The sequence below is a fragment of the Acinetobacter kookii genome (assembly GCF_900096895.1).
Classification (GTDB): domain Bacteria; phylum Pseudomonadota; class Gammaproteobacteria; order Pseudomonadales; family Moraxellaceae; genus Acinetobacter; species Acinetobacter kookii.
Genome location: NZ_FMYO01000009.1, coordinates 44,004 through 65,063 on the forward strand (window position 1 = coordinate 44,004; position 21,060 = coordinate 65,063).

Genomic DNA, 21,060 nt, shown 5'->3' on the forward strand with positions numbered 1-21,060 from the left:
AAAACTGTGAGATGAAATGCGCTTACCTATCTTGATTTTTGATATCGAAACGCTGACCGATTTAAAGTCAGGTGCGCATTTATATCATCTGGATTTGCCCGAAGCAGATCTTGAGCAGGCGTTAATGAAATTGCGCCGTCAGGAATCAGGGGCGGATTTCCAGCGTTTGCCGCTGCATGAAATTGTTTGTATTTCCGGTCTCTGGATTGATGAAAACGGGGCGATGACACTGTTTTCATTTAGCCGCGAACAGTATAGCGAAGCGGAAATTTTAAAAAAATTTCTGTCCATTTTTGATAAGCGCCATCCGACTCTGGTCAGTTGGAATGGTTCACAGTTTGATCTGCCGGTCATTCTGTTCCGTGCCATGTATCATGGCCTGTCGGCACCAAGTTTGTTCGATCAGGGCGAAATTGATCAGCAAAAGCGCTATAATAATTACCAGAACCGTTACCATCAGCGTCATGTCGACTTAATGGATGCCATGGCGATGTTTAATGGCCGTCATTTCCAGAAGCTGGATGATGTTGCACATCTGCTGGGATTTCCGGGCAAGCGCGGTGATGGTGCTTACCATGTTCCGGAATATGTCCGTGCACAGCAGTGGTTAAAATTAACCAGCTACTGTGAAGGCGATGTGCTGAATACCTGGCTGATCTATTTGCGCTGGCTATTGCTGAAAGGCCAATTGCTGGCTGAAGATCACCGTTACTGGGTTCAAGCCACCATCCAGTATTTACAGCATCAACCGCAACACGCAGATTTTCTTCAGGTATGGCGTGAAACTTCACAGCATACCGAATTTACCGCTACAGATTTTATCTCTCCCACACCCTAGGTATTCATGAAACATAGAACCAAGCCACGTCCAGCTCAGCATCCGATTTACACATTTCAGGTTGAGTCTCTTTCACATGAAGGACGGGGAATCGCGCACTATGGATCGCATCCCGATCATCCGAGTGACAAGCACGGTAAAAAAGTTTTTATTGCATATGCCTTGCCGGGGGAGACGGTTAGAGCACAAATTACCCATGTGGTGAAACGTTTAGAAGAAGCCGATTGCGTAGAGATTCTGAGCGAGCCTTCGCATTTGCGTGTTCAGCCGCAATGCCCGCATTTTGGTGTTTGTGGTGGCTGTAATATGCAGCATATTCAGCAAGATGAACAAATTCGACTGAAACAGGAGGTCTTGAAGTCGCATCTGGAACATTTTGCCGGTATCCAGCCTGAACAATGGTTGGCAGCTTTACGCTCACAACGTGAAGACTACCGCCGTAAAGCACGTATCGGTGTGCGTTATATTCCAGCCAAAGAGCAGTTGGTGGTGGGCTTTCGTGAACGCCAGAGCAATAAGCTGACGCCGATTGACCGCTGTATGGTGCTGGATCGTAAATTTGGTTCCATGACCGAACTCAAACAATTACTCCAAAGTCTAAAGGGCAAAGCAGCGATTGGTCATGTAGAATTGGCCATGGGGGATCAGGATATTGCATTGCTGGTGCGCCATACTGAAAAATTGTCATCCGATGATGTCAACCAATTAAAACAGTTTGCGTTAAACAGACAGTGGCAACTGTATTTGCAGCCAGCAGGGGGCGACAGTTTGCATCGTGTCGATGATCCGGCCGCGGCGATGCGTTTGCATTATGCTTTGGACGAATTTGATGTGAAATTTGGCTTTAATCCGCTTGATTTTACTCAGGTCAACTCCACCATTAACCCGCAGATGGTGAAGCTGGCATGTGATTTGCTTCAATTGCAGCAAGGGGAGCGTGTACTCGACCTGTTTTGTGGTTTAGGAAACTTTTCTTTACCCTTGGCGCGTTGTGTCGGTGAAACCGGACAAGTGGTTGCTGTTGAAGGAAGTGAGGAAATGGTTCAACGTGGTGCAGAAAATGCCGAGAAAAACGGTATATGTCACGTAAAATTTTATTCACAAGATTTAACAAAAGATTTTTCGCATCATTCTTGGGCAAATCAGGGATTTGATGCATTATTGATTGATCCTCCACGCTCAGGGGCGGAGGAAATAATGTATTATGTGCCCAAATTTGGTGCAAAAAGAATCGTTTATGTGTCATGTAATCCTGCCACACTGGCGCGAGATGCGGGAGTGCTGGTAAAACATGGCTATCGATTAAAAAAGGCTGGGGTAATGGATATGTTTACCCATACGGGACATGTAGAATCTATTGCCTTATTCGAAAAATACAACGAAATAAACGATTTATAATATGAAGTGTAAAAAAGTAGGAGTAGGGTATGGTCACAGTACGTGAGCAGCTTCCTGGACGTCTCAATGAGTTGTCGGAGGAAGCGACTGTAGAACATGCCGAACAAGCTCAACAAGATTTGGCTGAATGGTTAAATCGGGTTCGTGGCATATTAGATGATACGGCGCTAAAACAACTCGAAGATGTAGCGCATTTAACTTTGCAGAAAGAACTGCAAAGTACGGTCAACCATCGTTCCAATACCTTCTATACCGGCATTGAAATGGCCGATATTCTGGCGCATCTGCATGTCGATGAAGCGACCTTGTCTGCCGCAATGCTATATCGTAGCGTTCGTGAAGGCGTGATGACGCTGGAAGAAGTGCAGGAGCATTTTGGCGAGCAAGTCTATGGCCTGGTGCAAGGCACACTGGCGATGGGTAAGCTGTCCGAGCTGATTGAAAAGAACAAGCGTCTGGAAGACCACTTTAATAACAACCAGCGCGAACATTTAAGCGGCATTTATAAAATGCTGATTGCCGTGACCGAAGATGTTCGCGTGGTGCTGATCAAGCTGGCCGAACGTACCTACGCCTTGCGTGAACTGACCCAAGCTTCTCGGGAACGCCAGGAACGTGTTGCGCGTGAAATTCTGACCATTTACTCGCCTTTGGCACACCGCCTGGGGATTGCCCAGCTTAAATGGGAGCTGGAAGATCTCGCTTTCCGTTATCTGGCCCCGGAGCGTTATAAAGAAATCGCCTCATTGCTGAATGAGAAACGCCTGGAGCGTGAGCAGTACATTCAGTTTGTGATTGATAAGCTGAAAACCGAACTGGCCAGCCATGGGATTGAAGCCGAAATTAGCGGACGGGTGAAGCACATTTATTCGATTTATCGAAAAATGAAAAGCAAGAACTTAAGCTTTGACCAGCTGTACGATATCCGTGCGGTGCGGGTTCTGGTTAAAACCGTACCCGAGTGTTATCACTCCTTGGGCATTGTGCATCAAATCTGGCGCCATATTCCGCATCAGTTTGATGATTACATTACCAATCCCAAGGCCAATGGCTACCGTTCATTGCATACTGCCGTGATTGCAGAGAACAAGTCGCTCGAAGTGCAAATCCGCACCAAGGATATGCATGAAGAAGCCGAGCTTGGGGTATGTTCGCACTTCAACTATAAAGAAGGTGCCAAGAATACCGATCATTCCTTCAATCATCGTTTACATTCATTGCGTGCCGTACTGGAACATTACCAGGAACGCAATGATGCCAGTGCGCATAAAGTAGAGGATGAGCCAGAAAATTTTGAACAGATTCAAGATTTTGAAGGCTTTGAAAAAATTTATGTGTTTAGCCGCGATGGCGATATTAAAGAATTGCCGCGTGGTTCGACTGTTTTGGACTTCGCTTATCACGTGCATACCGAAGTGGGGAACAAGTGCTATGCCGCACGGGTGAACCAGCGCTATGTGCCGCTGACCTATACCCTGAAAACCGGTGAGCAGGTTGAAATCTTAACCAAGAAAGATCGCGAGCCGAACCGGGACTGGTTGGTCAATTCGCTGGGTTATATTAAAACTGCCCGCGCGCGGGATAAGCTGCGTCACTGGTTCAGACAGCAAGACCGCAGTAAAAATCTGGAAGTCGGCCGTGAAATTCTCAACAAAGAGCTTTCACGCCTGGCGATTCATCCCAAAAGTATTGATTTAAGTGACTATTGCAATCATTTCAATGTCAAGTTGGGTGAAGATATCCTGATCGGACTGGTGAATGGCGACATCAGCCTGCATGCCCTGATCAATCAGGTCAACCGTCATATGCATATCGGTCAGGATGAGCCTGAACTGGTACTCAAACCGACCTTGAATCCGCGTGCCAGTCATACCCTGTCTGCACATGGCATTTTAATTGACGGTCTGGACAATGTGGAACTGCATATTGCCCAGTGTTGTCAGCCGGTGCATGGTGAATCCATTGGGGGATATATCACCCTGAATCGTGGCGTCAGTATTCACAAGGTGGCCTGTCCGGATTATGTACGCATGATTTCTCAGGAACCTGAACGTGCTGTCGAAGCGGATTGGGAAATGCAGCCGACCCGTGGCCAAAGTGTACAGATTGTTGTTGAGGCTTATGACCGCCGTGGTCTGCTCAAAGACCTGACTCAAGTGATCTTCTCGGATCAGATCAATATTCGTCAGGTGAATACCATTTCCGAAGCGGATGGTATTGCCAACATGAAATTGTTGATTGAGGTGAAAGGTTTGGCCCAGTTATCCCGTCTTTTGGCGCGTTTGGAACAACAGCCGGGCATTATCAGTGCGCGTCGTTTGGTGCAAGGCAATTAATCCAGCATTGCACTGATGCCATAAAAACCAGCAACAGGTGTTGCTGGTTTTTTTATGCCTGATCGGTTTTTTAAGGGTTTTTAAACAAAATAAACAATGAAATCAAAACTATAATTTTAAATAATCAATATTATACAAGATACATTTTGTGTAATTTTTATTACAAATGCTATAATCCGACCCATTAAAATAGCCTCGAGCTAAAATATTTTAGGGTATGGAAAATTAGGGCAATGCTTCAAATCAATGTGTCACAACTGTGCATAAGTCGTGCCGATGAAACCGTTGCCGCCTTAGAACAAATTCCAGCCATGCAGCGCAGACGTTTGTCAGGGATTGCCAAACTCGCGTTAAGCAGTGCTATTCAATCGCTGAATTCCAAATCGGCAGATTATATTGTCTGGGCTTCACAATATGGCGATGAACATAAGACTTTAAAAATTCTGGCCGATGTACTGCAAGATCAGACGCCGTCACCGACCCAGTTTTCAACTTCCGTACATAATGCCATTGCCGGACTGTATTCCATTTTATGTCAGGATGCGACCCCATCGACCAGTTTGGCGGCTTCGTGGAGTGAAGCCCTGATTGAAGCCTATGCCTGGTTAAAAACCGCAACGCAACCGAATCCACGCGTTCTGGTGGTGTATTATGACGAGGCATTACCGGAAATTTATCACGAAGCTGAGCCTTTTATCGCTTTTGCCATGTCGGCAATGGTGAGTCTTGAAGCGCCCAACCTGCAATTGGATATGCATGCGCTAGGCAACCAGCGTCATAAATATATGGATGCGCAGAATTTTTATGATTTCTGGCAGCAATCTGAACAGCGTCTTGATTATCCTCAAACTCAGGCATGGCAAAAATGTTAAAGCGCGATCAAATCAAGCAAAAAGCCAACTACCTGTGGCGTGTGGGCGCAACCGGTTTCAGTTTCGCCAGTTTCGGGATTGGCGGTGTGGCCATTGGGGGGCTAATTGCACCCTTAGTGAAACTGTCGACTCAGAATCCCGGTTTAAGGCAGCAGCGTACCCAAAAAGTCATTAAGCATAGCTTCAAGGGCTTTACCGAAATGATGGTAAAACTCGGAATTATGACCTATGACATTGAAGGCCTGGAAAAATTACAGCACAGTAAGCAGGAACTGGTGATTGCCAACCATCCTACCCTGGTGGATGTGGTGGTGCTGATCGGGCTGATGGAACAAGCCAACTGTGTAGTCAAGCAGGCTTTATGGTCAAATCCATTTACCAAAGGTCCGGTGCAGAATGCCGGTTATATTTTAAATGCCGGTTCGGAACAGTTTATTCATGATTGCGTGGCAAGGCTAAAGCAGGATCAGGCAGCATCGTTGCTGATTTTTCCTGAAGGTACCCGGACTGCAAAAGGCGAGTTGCTGAATGAATTTCAGCGCGGTGCGGCCAATATTGCCATTCGTGCCAACGTGCCGATTCGTCCGGTGCTGATTAGCTGTACGCCTTCAACCTTAACCAAGAATGAAAAGTGGTATCACGTTCCTTCCAAGCCTTTCCATATTCATGTGAAGGTACTGGATGCCATACAAGTCGATGATCTGCTCGAGGATGTAACGGTGAATCCGAAACACGTGCGTCAGCTGAGTCATCAATTACACCAATTTTTTAACCAAGAGTTATCTAAAAAATGAGCAATCTTGCTGATGAATTAAAGCAAATGATTATTGATGTTCTGGCCCTTGAGGACATCAGCATAGATGATATTGAAACCGAAGCACCTTTATTTGGGGATGGCCTGGGTCTGGATTCGATTGATGCGCTGGAACTGGGCCTGGCACTGAAAAAACGTTACAACATTCATTTGAATGCTGAATCGGCGGAAACCAAACAACATTTTAAATCAATTCAAAGTCTGGTGGCTTTGGTTGAAGCACAGCAACAGGCATAAGAGGTAGTGATGCTAACTCAGGAACAAGTACTTGAAAAATTAAGAGAATGGATGGAAGATCTGTTTGAGATTAGCCCTGAAGATGTGCAGCTGGATGCAAATTTAGCCACCGATCTGGACGTAGACAGTATCGATGCGATTGATCTGGTGGTCAAAATCAAGGAATTGACCGGTAAACAGGTTAATCCTGAAGACTTTAAAAGCGTACGCACAGTACAGGATGTGGTGACTGTGATTCAGAACATGTCTGCTGCATGAAACTGATCTTTAAAGGGATAGTGGCAATCGGGTTGATGCTCTATCCCTTTTTAGTGGGCTATAGTTTGGCACATGGACAATATGTCTGGGTCAGCAGCCTGCTGATTGTTTTGGGCCTATTGCGCCTGTTCAGCAAGGGCAATGCCTTGCTGTGGCCCTTAACCGGATTTGCCATTTTGTGTGGCAGCCTGAGCCTGATTTTAAAAGATCATGCCTGGCTAAAACTGTATCCGGTGTTGATGAGTGTGGGGGCATGTATGATTTTTGCCTCGACTTTAATCCGCCCCCCATCCATGATTGAGCGTTTTGCCCGATTGGCAGAACCGGATTTGCCCGAAGCTGGGGTGATCTGGACCCGAAAAGTCACCCTTGTATGGTGCGGTTTTTTTGTATTGAATGCCCTGATTGCCTTGGCGACCGTACTCTTTGCCTCTATGCAGGTCTGGGTATTGTATAACGGCTTTATTTCCTATGTGTTGATGGGGCTGTTACTACTGGGCGAATTTATCTTGCGTAAGCGACAGCAGCGCTTAAATCAACTTCAGGAATAAAAACAGAATATTATGTTGTGTCATTTTCAAAATCATCTCCATTCACTGAAACCGCTGTGTATTCGGCCTGATTTAAGCCAGATCCGCTTTCAGGATTTCTGGCAGGATGTGATGCAACAACGTCATGCCATTGAGGCACTTTCACAGGAAAGTTGGGCGCTTTGGGAACCTGACAGTTACCAGTTTTTAGTGCTGTTATTTGCAGCACTACTGGCCAAAAAACAGGTACTGCTGCCTCCGAACCGGGTCAGTGATCTGGAAAAAGAACTGGCCGGGCAGAATGTTTATTTTTTACAGCGCCAGACTGTATCCCATAGCTACAACCAGCCGATTGAACTCGATCTGGATGATGCCTTTCTGACTCAGGCACAGCTTTATTTTTATACGTCCGGTTCTACCGGTCAGCCTAAAAAAATCCCGCGCAGCTTGCGTCAGTTGCTGAATGAAGTACAGGGGCTGGATGCCAGTTTTCAGTTGCCTGGGCAGGCGATTGCGATTGCCACGGTCAGTCATCAGCATATTTATGGCCTGCTGTTTAAGTTGCTCTGGCCATTGGCCAGCGGTCGCTGCTTTTTTCAAGTACAGCTGGCTTTCCCCGAAGATGTCGCCGATATCCAGAAAAAATTAACTGTTTTCAAGATGGATAATTATGTAATTTCCAGTCCGGCACTGTTAAAACGCTGGACTCAGGATGTGCTGCTGCAAAACTGTTTAACGGTCTATTCCTCTGGTGGGAAACTGGAATCCGGTATAAGACCCTATCTGAACCGTACCATTACCGAAGTGTTTGGCAGTTCCGAAACCGGCGGGATTGCCCATCGCCAGCAGGATGATGCCTTGTGGATACCCTTTGCCAATGTCGATATACAGACCAATGCACAGCAGGAACTCCAGGTCAGAACCAATCATGCGTTTAGCGAAGACTGGATTTTTACCGGTGATAAAGTTGAACTGGTTGAAGCCGGCAATTTAAAAAGTCCATTCCGTTTGTTGGGGCGTTTGGACCGGATTGTCAAACTGGAAGAAAAACGTTTAAGTCTGGATGCCATCGAGCAAAAAATTGTCGAGCTGGATGACATCGTACAATGTCATGTGCTGATTCTGGAACGGGAACATCGCCAGATTTTAGCCTGTGTTGCAGTATTGTCAGAGCAGGCCAGACAGCAACTGCAAAATGGCAGCAAAGTACAGTATGTCGCGACCTTAAAAGCCCAGCTGAAAGCCAAACTGGAAAGCATTGCCATTCCAAGACAGTGGCGTTTTTTGACACAATTACCGCAAAACTCCCAATCCAAGCTGAATAAACAATACATGAAATCCTTATTTCAGCCTATGTTATTGCCTATTGTATTGGAACAACAGCATGTCGCGGATTCGGCATCCTACCGTTTGGAGTTTTCACCTGAACTGGAATGCTTTAAGGGGCATTTTCCAGATTATCCTATTTTTCCAGGGGTGGGGCAGATCGGGTTTATTCAGCATTTTGCCCGCCAGACCTGGGCTGATCTGGAATGGTGCAATGGTTTCGAGCAGTTGAAGTTTCAGGATCTGATCAAGCCTTTTATGGTGCTGCAATTGCAATTGACCAGAAAATTGCACAAAGTCAGTTTTGAACTCACCCATGCGGATCAGACCTTGGCCTCTGGACGATTGCTGTTTAAAACGCCGAGCGATCAGATTTAAAGGTAGATGTATATGCAGCAATGTTTTGTGATTCCGGTTTATAACCATCCTCATTATATCGAGGCTTTGGTCGCCCATCTGGAACAGTTTCAGAAACCGATCATTCTGGTCAATGATGGCAGTGATGCCGCATGTACTCAGCTTTTACATACTATTGCTGCAAAGAATTCATTGGTCGAATTGGTTGAGCATCATCATAATCAGGGCAAAGGCCAGGCCGTGATCACCGGGTTGCGTCATGCCCACAAGCTGGGTTTTAGTCATGCCTTGCAGCTTGATTCAGATGGTCAGCATGACTGGCAGGATGTGGCAAAATTTCTGCAAATTTCCCAGCAACACCCGGACGCAATGGTCATCGGACAGCCGGTTTTTGATGAATCGGTGCCCAAAAAACGCCTGTATGGCCGTTATGCCACGCATATCTGGGTCTGGATTAACAGCCTGTCGTTTGACATTAAGGACAGCATGTGCGGTTTCCGGGTCTATCCCTTAGCCTCAACCATTAAAGTGCTGGATTCGGCAAAATTTCAGCCACGTATGGGCTTTGACAGTGAAATTCTGGTACGTCTTAAATGGGCCAATGTGCCTTTTATCAATGTGCCGACCAAAGTCATTTATCCAGAAGACGGTATTTCTCATTACCATGTCTGGCGAGACAATCTGGGCATGAGTAAGGCGCATGCCAAATTGCTGGGCGGGATGCTGATTCGTTTGCCAAAATTGCTGGCACAGAAAGTAAAAGGTTGATTCTGTGGCCGAGCTGAATTCAGGTAAATGGAGTGATATTCAGGAACGTGGCGGCATGACCTCACTGAGTCTTGTGCTGGCGTTCTACCGTCTGGGTGGCCGATGGCTGTGTCGGGTATTGATGTATTTTATTATCTTATGGTACTGGCTGTTTGCGGCTGCCGCACGTCAGGCTTCACTGCAATATCTGACTCGATTGCACCATTTTGCAGGTAGAAATTCTCCCTTCCCGCATCCACCAAGTCTGGCACAGAGCTATCGGCATTTCATGCAGTTTGGGGAAGGCATTCTGGACAAAATTGAGGGCTGGCTGGGTAAAATCCCGGAACAGCAACTGGTTTTACATGGACATGAATATTTTCGTGAGCATTACCAAAAAGGCGCGGTGATTGTGGTGTCGCACTTTGGCAATATTGAATTGCTGCGTGCCATTAAGTCGGAACATCCGCAAAAAATTAATGTTTTGGTCTATCAAAAGCATGCCACCAAATTTAACCAGTTCTTAAAAAAGCTCAATGACCATGCTGATGTCAATCTGGTTTCGGTGGATGAACTGGGGATTGAAACAGCCTTGGTGCTGCAAGAAAAACTGGATCGCGGAGAATGGGTGATTGTTGCCGCAGACCGTGTGCCGGTGCAGTCGGATCGGGTACAGTCGATTTCATTTTTAGGCGAAGATGCAAACTGGCCGCAAGGGGCGTGGATTCTTGCCAGTTTGCTGAAAGTTCCGGTGCTCGCCGTGTTCTGTTATCGCGTGGCCGACAGCTTTGAAGTGCATATTCACGCGATTGCCGAACAGCTGAATTTTCCACGCAAAAACCGTCTGCAAGCCATGCAAACGACGACCCGTAAATATGTGGAATTACTGGAGCAGCACTGTATTCGTGCGCCCTATCAATGGTTTAATTTTTATAATTTTTGGAACAAAGATTAATGCAAGTTTTAGTTGTTGGGGAAAATCCGCTATCAATTGAAGATGTGGTGGCGGTCGCACGTCAGGAAAAATCGGTCGCTTTACCAGCCAGTGCTGAATGGTGCGAATTGATTCAACGCGGTGCCGATTTTCTGGATCAGTTGCTGCAAGATGAAGGCGTGATTTATGGCGTGACCACCGGTTATGGCGATTCCTGTCTGGTGGAAATTCCAGCCCATCAGGTCAATGAACTGCCATTGCATTTATCGCGTTTTCATGGCTGTGGTCTGGGTCAAAACCTGGACTTAATTAGCGCACGTGCAGTCGTGGTGACACGTCTGTGTTCGCTGGCACGTGGCTATTCCGGGGTTTCGCATGCCTTGCTGCAACGTCTGGTGTGGATGCTGAATGAAAACGTGATTCCGGTGATTCCTTCCGAAGGCTCGGTTGGGGCCAGTGGAGATTTAACGCCATTGTCTTATATTGCTGGTGCTTTGGTCGGTGAACGTGATGTTTACTATCAGGGGCAGATTGTTCCGATCAGCCAGGTCTATGCAGAAAAAGGCATGCAGCCTTTGGTGATGCGTCCTAAAGAAGGACTGGCCCTGATGAACGGTACGGCGGTGATGACCGCGATTGCCTGCCTGAACTATAAAAAAGCCGAACAGATCAGTTTGGCCAGCACCTGCATTACCGCACTGAATGTCTTGGCCTTAGAAGGTAATCCGAGCCATTTTGATGAAGTGCTGTTTGCGCAAAAACCGCATCCGGGCCAGCAGCATATTGCCGCACAGCTGCGTGACTGGCTGAACAGTGAAGTGCAAACCGAACATCAGAGTTCACGCCTGCAGGACCGTTATTCGCTACGCTGCGCACCGCATATTATTGGCGTGTTTGAAGACTCGAAAGTCTGGCTACGCCAGTTTATTGAAAATGAACTGAATTCCAGCAATGACAATCCGCTGATTGATCCGGTGAATTTGCGTGTGTTGCACGGCGGGCATTTTTATGGCGGTCATATCGCGCAGGCTATGGACAGCTTGAAAATCATGATCGCCAATATTGCCGACCTCATGGACCGGCAATTGGCGCAACTGGTCGACTACAAAATGAATAATGGTTTGCCGCGTAATTTAACCGGGGCAACCGATGAGCGCTTGCCGCTGAATCATGGCTTTAAAGCGGTACAGATTGGCGTGTCGGCATGGACGGCAGAAGCCTTGAAACAGACCCTTTCGGCTTCGATTTTCTCGCGCTCGACCGAATGTCATAACCAGGACAAGGTCAGTATGGGCACCATTGCCGCGCGTGATGCCAGCCGCGTCATTGTATTAACGGAACAGGTCATTGCGGCACTGTGCTGTGCCAGTGTGCAAGCCATCCATTTAAAAACCCTGGATGAAAAATTGTCTGAAGTCCTCGACACATTTAAGGCGTGGGTATTACAAACTTTTGATTACGTGGTGGAAGACCGTCCATTACAGGGCGAATTACAACACTTGGTCGACCGACTGGAAAATCTGGAATTATTGAATAGCGCACTTGTTCGCTAAATCTGACGGGAAACAGACTATGCATGCCGATGTAATAATTGAAGTGCCATTTCATGATGTAGATACCATGGATGTGGTCTGGCATGGGCATTATTTGAAGTATTTTGAAATTGCGCGCTGCAAGTTGCTGGACCAGTTTCAGTATAACTACAAGCAGATGCGTGATTCCGGCTATGCCTGGCCGGTGATTGAAAGCCATGTACGTTATGCGCATGGCATCCTGTTTGAGCAGAAAATTCGGGTGCGTGCCATTTTAAAAGAATGGGAAAACCGCCTGAAAATTGAATATCAGATTTTTGATGTGGAAAGCGGTAAAAGGCTGACCAAAGGCTATACCACCCAAGTGGCGGTGCATATTGAAAGTCGGGAAATGTGTTTCCAGTCACCGCAAATTTTATTGCAGCGTTTACACGCCTGGTCTGAGTTTAAAGCGGAGTAAAGCAGATGAACTTTCTCAATCTACCACGTGCAGCAGGATTATTCCTGGCAGGAGTGCTGTCTCTGACCATGTTGCTGTCGCAAGCAGTGCATGCGCAAAATCCGCAGCTCAGACAAATCTTTAGCCAGCTCTCTGAAACGCCAACCGTGCGGGCCAATTTTGAACAGCAAAAAAAACTGGCGAGCATGAACAAGACCTTTGTGTCCAAAGGTACGGTGTTGTTTTCCAAATCGCAGGGCGTAATCTGGAAAATCCAGACTCCGGTCAAAGCCGACCTGATTGTGATCCCTCGTAAACTGGTACAGAAAACCCAGCGCACGCATAGCCAGATTGAAATTGACAAATCTCCTTATGGCTCGGTCGCGACCATGTTCCTGCAGCTGATGTCGGGGAATGAAGCGGCTTTGGCCAAAAATTTCAATGTTGTTTCGGCCAGTTACAGTCCGGCACAGTGGAATGTGGCCTTAACCCCGAAAAGCAGTTTGTTTAAGAAACTGTTTGTCCGGGTCGATGCACAAGGGCAGCGTTATGTGGACCGTATCGTGATTCGCGAGAAAGCCAACAACAGCACCAGCATTCGCTTTAGCCAGCAAACCACCCAACCCCAAAACTTAACGGCTGAGGAAAATGCACTTTTCCAACTGGCAAAATAAATTTACTGCGCTCTGGCTGATTGTACTGAGCGTGATTGCCATCGCGCTGGGTACGGCTTGGTTGAAAAAAGACATTCATATTCAAACCAATATCTTTGCCTTACTGCCGGAAGCCCATCATGATCCCCGCTTGGAACGGGCGCAGCAATATGTCAGTCAGCAGCTGAATGACAAGGTCTTTGTGGTGCTGAATGCCAAAGATGATGCTGCACTGGCCAAAGCCACAGCGACTTTTAAACAGAGCGTAGCGGCAACAGATTTATGGCAACCTCTACATGCACAGCTGGACAGTGACAGGTTTGCCCAGGTGTTATATCAGCATCGTGCCGGTCTGCTGTCATCCGCAGATCAAAAGCTGCTGGAGCAAAAAGATTATGCCGCGCTGAGCGAACAGGGCCTGTTGCAGATCATGAGCCCGGGCATGCCGGTGACTGCTGAGCTGTTACAGCAAGACCCGCTCTTATTATTTCCACGCTATGCCGTGGGCTTGTCCAGTTTACAGGGCAATCAGGATATTGAACTTGAAGATGGCTTTGCCACCATTCGCGATGAGCAGGGTATTTCCCGCCTTATCGTTCTGGAGCTCAAAAATAGCCCTTACAATATTGATTACCAGGAAAAAACTGCTGCATGGATTGAGCAGTTAAGTTTAAAGCTGAAACAGATGCAGGTACAGCCGCACTGGACCGGGACCTTGCTGTTTGCCCAGTTCGGCACCACCTCGGCGGAAAAAGAAATTTCCACCATTGGAGTCGGTTCGACCATCGGGATTTTTCTGTTGGTGCTGTTCGGTTTCCGCTCGGTTCGTCCGATGCTGACTGAAATGGTTGCCGTCGGTACCGGCTGTCTGGTGGCCTTTGCCATCACCCATTGGGTCTTTGGTGAAATTCACCTGATGACCCTGGTGTTTGGGGCCAGTCTGGTCGGGGTCTGTGTCGATTTTTCATTTTACTTTATGGCCATGCAGTCACAGCATCGGCAGATTGACGGTTTTGCCGTACTCAAACCGCTGTTGCCCAGCCTGTTTATGGGCCTGATGACCACTCTGGTCGCGTATATTTTCTTGAGTTTTACCCCATTTCCTGGCTTTAGGCAGATTGCCGTATTTTCCATGGTGGGACTGGCTGCGGCATGGATCACCAGCGTTTTATTGTTGCCAAGATTGCCGCCTTTAAATGCCGAACCGGCGATTCGCCGTTTGAGTTTTATTGGCAAGGCACGCTCCTGGGTACAGGCCAGCAAGGGCCTACGTTATGGTATTATCTTGATCATTGCCATGATTACAGGCAGCAGTCTGCTGTTGCTGCAAAGCAATGATGATATCCGTAACCTGCAAAGTATAGATAAGACGCTCCAGCAGGAAGATCAGTATGTCCGTGAACGCTTTATGCAGCAGCAAAGCAGCGAATACTTTGTGGTGCATGGCGATACGGTGCAGCAGCTGGAACAGAATGAACAGCAACTGCTACAGAAATTGCAGGTTTTGCAGAACCAGAACAAGCTGGAGGGTGTTCAGGCCTTAGGCCAATGGCTACCCTCCAAAGCAGAGCAGCAACACAATATTGCATTGCTGCAAGCCATTCCAGCCAGTGCTTTACAGGACTACGCTACGGCATTGCAGCTGAATCCGGCCGAGGTGGTGGCCTGGCAAAAGCAGCTTTCTCAGCAGCCTTTACTCAGTCCAGCCGAAATGAGTCAGCATCCTTTGGCCTTTTTACAAATGAGCCCAACCGAGCGTCTGGTGCTGCTGCAAAATGTGCATGATGTAGCTGCCTTGCAGCAGCTGAATAGTCCGCAGGCACAGCTATTGCGTCCGGTGAACCTGTTGTCCGAACTGTTCCAGCAGCACCGTATTCAGGCACAGTGGTTACTGGTTTCAGCCTTAATCTGCCTGATGATTGGCTTGGGCATCATTTATGGCATCAAGTCGATTTTGCCTTTGGTGCTCCCGGTCAGTTTGGCCTTAATGACCACCTTTGCGATTCAGGCCTGGCTGGGCGTCGAAATCAATCTGTTCAGTATTATGGGCACTTTCCTGATTATCGGGATTGGCGTGGACTATGCCATTTTCTACCGGCACGGGCATGATCATCCGCAAGTGGTTGGTATGGCCTTATTCCTATGTATGATGTCGACCTTGCTGGGTTTCGGGTTATTATCCTTTAGCCATACCTATGCCATTCACTGCTTTGGTTTGACGGTATTACTTGGGGTTATTTTTTCATTTATCTACGCAACATTGTTTACATCTTCCGATGCCGGACATGTTGTGCTTCAACAGTATCAGCCAAAAGAGCTGAGAGAATAAGGTACAGTGCAATGAGCACCATGCAACACACAGATGTATTGATTATCGGCGCAGGGCCATCGGGGAGTTCGGCAGCAGCATTACTGCGCCAGAAAGGCTATCAGGTCACGATCATTGAAAAACAGCATTTTCCACGCTTTTCTATTGGCGAATCATTGCTGCCGCAATCTATGGTTTTTTTAGAGGAAGCCGGCTTGCTGGATACGGTACGTGAGCATGTCGAGCAGTTTGCTTTCCAGTTTAAAAATGGTGCAGCTTTTTTAAAGGGCGCGCAGCGCAGTTTTTATGATTTCCGCGAGAAATTTAGCGACGGTCCGGGTACCACCTGGCAGGTGCGCCGTGCCAATTTTGACCATTTGCTGGCACAGCAGGCAGAAAAATACGGTGCCGACATCCGTTTCGGTCATGAAGTGATTGATGTTGATGTGGCGCCAGAACATCCAATTTTAACTGTCAAAGACGAACAGCAGCAGGTCTATCAGATTCAGGGTAAATTTTTACTCGATGCCAGTGGTTTTGGCCGGATCTTGCCAAAATTTCTGAATCTGGAAAGCCCGTCCGATTTTCCGGTACGCCGTGCCGTGTTTACCCATATTGAAGATGGCATTTTAAATGACCCGGAATTTGACCGGGAAAAAATCCTGATTACGGTACATGCCAAAGACCCACGTGCCTGGTACTGGCTGATTCCGTTTGCCGATGGCCGTTCCTCTTTCGGGGTGGTGGCCGAACAGGATTTCTTTGAGCGCTATGGCTTTAAGGGCAGTGCCGATGAAGATCTGGAAACCTTGCTGAAGCGTATTCTGGCAGATGAAGAAAGCCTGTCGCATGTGCTGCGCAAGGTCAAATTTGACATGCCGGTGCGTACCCTGGTGGGCTACTCTGCCGATGTCAAACATCTGGCCCAGCGTAACTATGCCTTACTGGGCAATGCCGGTGAATTCCTTGATCCGGTGTTTTCTTCCGGTGTGACCATTGCCCTGAAATCTTCCAGCCTGGCCATTCCGCTGGTCGATCAGCTGCTGCAAGGGCAACCAGTCAACTGGACGGAGCAATATGAAAAACCGCTACGTGCAGGCATTCAGGTATTCCGTGCCTATGTGGAGTCGTGGTATAGCGGTGAATTTCAGGATGTGGTGTTCTCGAAAAATCAGGAGGACAAAATCCGCCGTATGGTTTCTTCCTTACTGGCCGGTTATGCCTGGGACAGCAGCAATCCAATTCATAAAAATGCCAAAAAGCGTTTAAGCACTTTGGCGGAATATTGCCGTGATCCGCAATTACAGCAAACAGAAATGAATGGTGCTTAAGATGAAACTGAAATGGACGGGGATGTTCATCGGCGCAGTACTGCTGTGTGGCGGCTGCCAGTCCATGCTGCCTAAAGCACAAGGCTTGGCAACGACTACATGGGCTGCACAAAACTACCAGCGTCAGGATCAGTTAGAAATTCAGTGGAAAGCGCACAGTTTCAGCTTTTTGCTGTATCAGCAACAAAAAGGCCAAAAGCTGGAAATGCTGGCTTTGACCCTGACCGGGCAGCAATTGTTCAAGCTCAGTTTTGATGGACAGAAAGTGCATGTCGAACAGCGCATCGAGCAAATGAAATTGTTGCCGTTTGAATTTGTGGTGCGCGATATTCTGTATGCCACCTATCCGGATTTTGCCCGCTTACAGCCGCAGAAGGTCCGCACTGAAACTTCGGCTCAGACCCGAAAAGTATGGATCAATCAGCAGCATGTGCTCAATATTCAGCAGCAGGATGATGTGGTTGAGCTGGATAATCTACAGGTGCCGTATCAAATGGTCATTACTCGCATCAACGATGGCTTAGCAGATACTGATGCGGACAGCACTGAATAAGAGGCATGATCATGGGCGATAAAATCACGACACAACATCCAGCAGTGGGTATTCAGTTGAGCGTCGGCTTATCCGTACTCGGAAATACCGCTGAACAGATCAGGCAGGCACTGACCACACAGCAGAATAGTTTGAGTTTAAGCAAAGAATTCATTCCAGAGAAACAGGTTTGGGTAGGGGCTTATCAGCAGCCCTTAATCGAAACTGTTCCGGCATGTTTACAGGATGTAGACTCGCGCAATCTTCGTTTTGCCTTAACGGCGTTAAGCTCGATTGAAAGCGAAATCCGAGATTATACTGCGCAGTTTGATCGCAAACGTCTGGCAATTATTCTGGGCACATCGACCTCCGGCATTGCTGACAATGAAATACTGTTGAAACAGTATTTCAACCATCACAGCAAAATTGAAATTAATCACTATAAACAGGAAATGGGTAGTCTGGCCAAAGGCCTGCAGATGTATCTGGGCTGGGAAGGTCCGGCATACACCATTTCCACGGCTTGTTCTTCCAGTGCCAAAGCTATGGCGGCAGGACAGCGCCTGATTAATGCCGGTCTGGCCGATGCGGTGCTGGTCGGCGGTGTCGATACCTTGTGCCGGTTGACCTTAAATGGTTTTCACAGTCTGGAAAGCCTGTCCAATGACCTGTGTCAGCCCTTTGGCGCACAGCGTGACGGCATCAATATTGGTGAAGCGGCCGGGCTGTTTTTATTGTCCAAAGAAACGGCACCAGTCATGCTGATGTCAGCCGGTGAGTCGATGGATGCCTGGCATATTTCCGCACCGCATCCGGAAGGCAAAGGTGCAGCCGAAGCCATGCAAAAGGCGCTGGATATGGCGGGTGTTACAGCTCATGATATCGGCTACTTGAATATGCATGGTACGGCAACGCCACAAAATGATGCCATGGAAATCAAAGCCGTACAGACGGTGTTCCAGCATTATGATGTGCCCATCAGCAGCAGCAAACATAAAACCGGGCACTGCCTGGGTGCGGCCGGTGCCATTGAAGCAGTGATCTGCCAGCAGGTTTTGGCTGATCAATCCTGGTTGCCACTGCATCATCCGGGAAGCATTGACCCGGAACTGGATGAAGCCAACTATGTGCTGGATGCAGCATTACAACAACCGGTCCATTACGTAATGAGCAATTCATTCGCGTTTGGCGGCAGCAATATTAGTTTGATTTTTGGAACAAAACTGAAATGATGGATGCAGTACAGTTTATCCCGCATGAACAGCCGATGGTGTTTGTCGATCATCTGATTGAAGCCAATGATGTGTTTGCCATTGCCGAACTGGTCATTCGGCCTGAACTGATGTTTTGTGAGGCGGAAGGTTTACCGACCTGGACCAGTATTGAACTGATGGCACAGACCATTAGCGCTTATGCAGGACATAAAGGGCGAATGTCAGGCTTGCCGCCTAAAATCGGATTTTTATTGGGTACGCGTAAAATGCAGTTGCCCGTGCCTTATTTTGCTTTGGGGGAAACCGTACGGATTAAAGCGGAACAAGGTTATTTACATGAGGGGCTGGGGCAGTTTCAATGTGAAATTGAATACCGGGAACATTGTTTTAGTGCCATGTTGAGTGTATTTGAGCCGCCAGAAATGAAAGAAGAGATCAGGAAGTCAGTGTGAGTAGACGAATTTTAGTAACAGGTTCAAGCCGCGGAATTGGTAAAGCCATTGCCTTGCAACTGGCACAGGCAGGATTTGATGTCACTGTCCATGCACGCTCCAGACAACAGGAAGCCGAACAGGTGGTGCAGGAAATTCAGGAATTGGGACAAGCCAGTCATGCGTTGTTATTTGATGTAAATGATCGTGAAAAAGTGCTGCAATTGCTGGAACAGGATATTGCAGAACATGGCGCATTTTATGGCGTGGTATTGAACGCAGGCTTAACCCGGGATGCGGCATTTCCGGCCTTAACCGACAGCGACTGGGATGAAGTGGTCTCAACCTCACTGGACGGTTTTTATAATGTGCTCAAACCTTTGGTGATGCCAATGATTCGTCTGAAACAGGGCGGCCGCATTGTGACTTTATCTTCGGTTTCAGGTTTAATGGGTAACCGGGGACAGGTCAATTACAGCGCCGCCAAAGCAGGCTTAATTGGCGCGACCAAGGCCTTGGCACTGGAACTGGCGAAACGCAAGATTACCGTAAACTGTGTAGCACCGGGTCTGATCGAAACCGAAATGGTCACTGAAGAAGTCAAAGAACATGCCTTGAAGATGATTCCTTTACAACGTATGGGGCAGGTCGATGAAGTCGCCAAGGTCGTAAAATTTTTATGCAGTGATGATGCCAGCTATATCACCCGACAGGTGATTTCAGTGAATGGGGGCTTGATTTGATGAAACGTGTTGTGGTCACGGGCATGGCCGGGATTACCTCTTTGGGTGAAACGGCCGATCAGGTTTTTAGTCAATTTGAGCAGGGCAAAAGCGGCATTCGCTATATGCCGGACTGGGAAGTGTACACGGACTTGCGCAGCAAGCTGGGCGGTCCGGTCGAAGCCTATACCATTCCCAAGCATTTTAACCGTAAGGTGACCCGCGGCATGGGACGGGTGGCCTTAATGTCCACGGTCTGTGCCGAAAAAGCCCTGGAAGATGCCGGCCTGTTAAATGACCCGATTTTAAGCAGTGGTCAGACTGGTGTGGCCTTCGGTTCCTCTGCAGGCAGCATCGATGCGATTGGCGAGTTTGGCAGCATGTTGATTGATAACAACATGAACAAGCTGAATGCCACGACTTATATCCGTATGATGTCGCATACCAGTGCCGTCAACATGACCGTTTATTTTGGCTTGAAAGGTTTAACCTTACCGACATCCAGTGCCTGTACTTCAGGTTCCATGGCAATTGGTCAGGCTTATGAAGCGATTAAATATGGCAAGCAGACCGTGATGCTGGCCGGTGGGGCGGAGGAACTCAGCGCTGCAGGTTCTGCGGTGTTTGATGTGCTGATGGCCACCAGCAGCCAAAATGAACATCCGGAAAAAACACCGCGTCCATTCGATAGCAAGCGTGATGGCCTGGTGGTCGGTGAAGGGGCTGGCTGTTTAATTTTAGAAGAATATGAACATGCCAAAGCGCGCGGTGCCAAAATTTATGCAGAAATTATTGGTTATGGTAGCAATACAGACGGTCAGCATGTGACACGTCCAGACTCGGAAATGATGGGGCGCTGTATGGAGCTGGCTCTGTCAGATGCGCAAATTGCAGCAGACCGGATTGACTATGTCAATGCACACGGTACATCCACTGATCAGGGCGATATTGCAGAAACGCAAGCCACCGCTCGCGTAGTGGGTAAAAAACCGATCAGCTCATTAAAAAGCTATTTCGGGCATACGCTGGGCGCATGCGGAGCAATTGAAGCATGGCTCAGTATTGAAATGATGCAGCGTAGCCAGTTTATCCCGACATTAAACCTGGATGAAATTGATGCGGCCTGCGGCGATCTGGATTACATCGTCAAACAGTCAAGAAATATGCATGCCGACATTATTATGAGTAATAACTTTGCTTTTGGAGGAATCAATACCTCCCTGATTTTTAAACGTGTCTAACAACAACTAG

The 21,060-nt window shown here is 47.8% G+C and carries 21 protein-coding genes; all 21 read left to right on the plus strand.

Annotated features, from left to right (window positions below; genetic code table 11):
* Positions 1 to 16 precede the first annotated feature (16 nt).
* Positions 17 to 838 (plus strand): 3'-5' exonuclease, encoded by an 822-nt coding sequence (locus BLP85_RS11880; RefSeq protein WP_092820292.1) that lies wholly within the window; start codon positions 17 to 19, stop codon positions 836 to 838.
* A gap of 6 nt (positions 839 to 844) precedes the next feature.
* On the plus strand, positions 845 to 2,236 hold the full coding sequence (gene rlmD / locus BLP85_RS11885; RefSeq protein ID WP_092820293.1) for a 23S rRNA (uracil(1939)-C(5))-methyltransferase RlmD: 1,392 nt from the start codon (positions 845 to 847) through the stop codon (positions 2,234 to 2,236).
* A gap of 29 nt (positions 2,237 to 2,265) precedes the next feature.
* Positions 2,266 to 4,572, plus strand: coding sequence for a RelA/SpoT family protein (locus BLP85_RS11890; protein WP_092820294.1), 2,307 nt, complete (start codon positions 2,266 to 2,268; stop codon positions 4,570 to 4,572).
* A gap of 233 nt (positions 4,573 to 4,805) precedes the next feature.
* The gene (locus BLP85_RS11895; RefSeq protein ID WP_092820295.1) at positions 4,806 to 5,444 is read left to right on the plus strand and encodes a beta-ketoacyl synthase chain length factor; all 639 of its coding nucleotides are present in this window, start codon (positions 4,806 to 4,808) and stop codon (positions 5,442 to 5,444) included.
* Complete coding sequence (locus BLP85_RS11900; protein WP_092820296.1) at positions 5,429 to 6,238, plus strand: lysophospholipid acyltransferase family protein; 810 nt, start codon at positions 5,429 to 5,431, stop codon at positions 6,236 to 6,238. The genes BLP85_RS11895 and BLP85_RS11900 overlap by 16 nt, the downstream gene beginning before the upstream one ends.
* Complete coding sequence (locus BLP85_RS11905) at positions 6,235 to 6,495, plus strand: phosphopantetheine-binding protein (RefSeq protein ID WP_092820297.1); 261 nt, start codon at positions 6,235 to 6,237, stop codon at positions 6,493 to 6,495. The genes BLP85_RS11900 and BLP85_RS11905 overlap by 4 nt, the downstream gene beginning before the upstream one ends.
* Before the next feature lie 9 nt (positions 6,496 to 6,504).
* Positions 6,505 to 6,753 (plus strand): acyl carrier protein, encoded by a 249-nt coding sequence (locus BLP85_RS11910; RefSeq protein WP_092820298.1) that lies wholly within the window; start codon positions 6,505 to 6,507, stop codon positions 6,751 to 6,753.
* A complete protein-coding gene (locus BLP85_RS11915; protein WP_092820299.1) occupies positions 6,750 to 7,304 on the plus strand; it encodes a COG4648 family protein in 555 nt (184 codons plus the stop codon). The genes BLP85_RS11910 and BLP85_RS11915 overlap by 4 nt, the downstream gene beginning before the upstream one ends.
* Positions 7,305 to 7,316: 12 nt before the next feature.
* Complete coding sequence (locus tag BLP85_RS11920) at positions 7,317 to 8,987, plus strand: AMP-binding protein (RefSeq protein ID WP_092820300.1); 1,671 nt, start codon at positions 7,317 to 7,319, stop codon at positions 8,985 to 8,987.
* A 12-nt stretch (positions 8,988 to 8,999) separates the two neighbouring features.
* Positions 9,000 to 9,734 (plus strand): glycosyltransferase family 2 protein, encoded by a 735-nt coding sequence (locus tag BLP85_RS11925; RefSeq protein WP_092820301.1) that lies wholly within the window; start codon positions 9,000 to 9,002, stop codon positions 9,732 to 9,734.
* Positions 9,735 to 9,789: 55 nt separating this feature from the next.
* Positions 9,790 to 10,668, plus strand: a complete 879-nt coding sequence (locus BLP85_RS11930; RefSeq protein ID WP_092820354.1) for an LpxL/LpxP family acyltransferase — start codon at positions 9,790 to 9,792, stop codon at positions 10,666 to 10,668.
* Entirely contained in the window at positions 10,668 to 12,200 is a 1,533-nt protein-coding gene (locus tag BLP85_RS11935) for an HAL/PAL/TAL family ammonia-lyase (RefSeq protein ID WP_092820302.1), read from the plus strand. Before BLP85_RS11930 ends, BLP85_RS11935 begins: the two co-directional genes overlap by 1 nt.
* Before the next feature lie 19 nt (positions 12,201 to 12,219).
* A complete protein-coding gene (locus BLP85_RS11940) occupies positions 12,220 to 12,639 on the plus strand; it encodes an acyl-CoA thioesterase (RefSeq protein WP_092820303.1) in 420 nt (139 codons plus the stop codon).
* Between the two features lie 68 nt (positions 12,640 to 12,707).
* Positions 12,708 to 13,292, plus strand: a complete 585-nt coding sequence (locus tag BLP85_RS11945) for a LolA family protein (protein ID WP_228143301.1) — start codon at positions 12,708 to 12,710, stop codon at positions 13,290 to 13,292.
* On the plus strand, positions 13,267 to 15,600 hold the full coding sequence (locus tag BLP85_RS11950) for an MMPL family transporter (protein ID WP_092820305.1): 2,334 nt from the start codon (positions 13,267 to 13,269) through the stop codon (positions 15,598 to 15,600). Before BLP85_RS11945 ends, BLP85_RS11950 begins: the two co-directional genes overlap by 26 nt.
* 11 nt (positions 15,601 to 15,611) lie before the next feature.
* Positions 15,612 to 16,910 (plus strand): NAD(P)/FAD-dependent oxidoreductase, encoded by a 1,299-nt coding sequence (locus tag BLP85_RS11955; RefSeq protein WP_092820306.1) that lies wholly within the window; start codon positions 15,612 to 15,614, stop codon positions 16,908 to 16,910.
* Positions 16,900 to 17,463: a DUF3261 domain-containing protein gene (locus BLP85_RS11960; protein ID WP_092820307.1), complete on the plus strand. Its 564-nt coding sequence runs from the start codon at positions 16,900 to 16,902 to the stop codon at positions 17,461 to 17,463. Before BLP85_RS11955 ends, BLP85_RS11960 begins: the two co-directional genes overlap by 11 nt.
* Positions 17,464 to 17,474: 11 nt before the next feature.
* Positions 17,475 to 18,674 carry a beta-ketoacyl-[acyl-carrier-protein] synthase family protein gene (locus BLP85_RS11965; RefSeq protein ID WP_092820308.1) on the plus strand — a complete coding sequence of 400 codons (1,200 nt, stop codon included), beginning with the start codon at positions 17,475 to 17,477 and terminating at the stop codon, positions 18,672 to 18,674.
* The gene (locus tag BLP85_RS11970; protein ID WP_092820309.1) at positions 18,671 to 19,108 is read left to right on the plus strand and encodes an ApeP family dehydratase; all 438 of its coding nucleotides are present in this window, start codon (positions 18,671 to 18,673) and stop codon (positions 19,106 to 19,108) included. The genes BLP85_RS11965 and BLP85_RS11970 overlap by 4 nt, the downstream gene beginning before the upstream one ends.
* Entirely contained in the window at positions 19,105 to 19,830 is a 726-nt protein-coding gene (locus BLP85_RS11975; RefSeq protein WP_092820310.1) for a 3-ketoacyl-ACP reductase FabG2, read from the plus strand. Before BLP85_RS11970 ends, BLP85_RS11975 begins: the two co-directional genes overlap by 4 nt.
* Entirely contained in the window at positions 19,830 to 21,050 is a 1,221-nt protein-coding gene (locus tag BLP85_RS11980; protein ID WP_092820311.1) for a beta-ketoacyl-ACP synthase, read from the plus strand. The genes BLP85_RS11975 and BLP85_RS11980 overlap by 1 nt, the downstream gene beginning before the upstream one ends.
* Positions 21,051 to 21,060 lie beyond the last annotated feature (10 nt).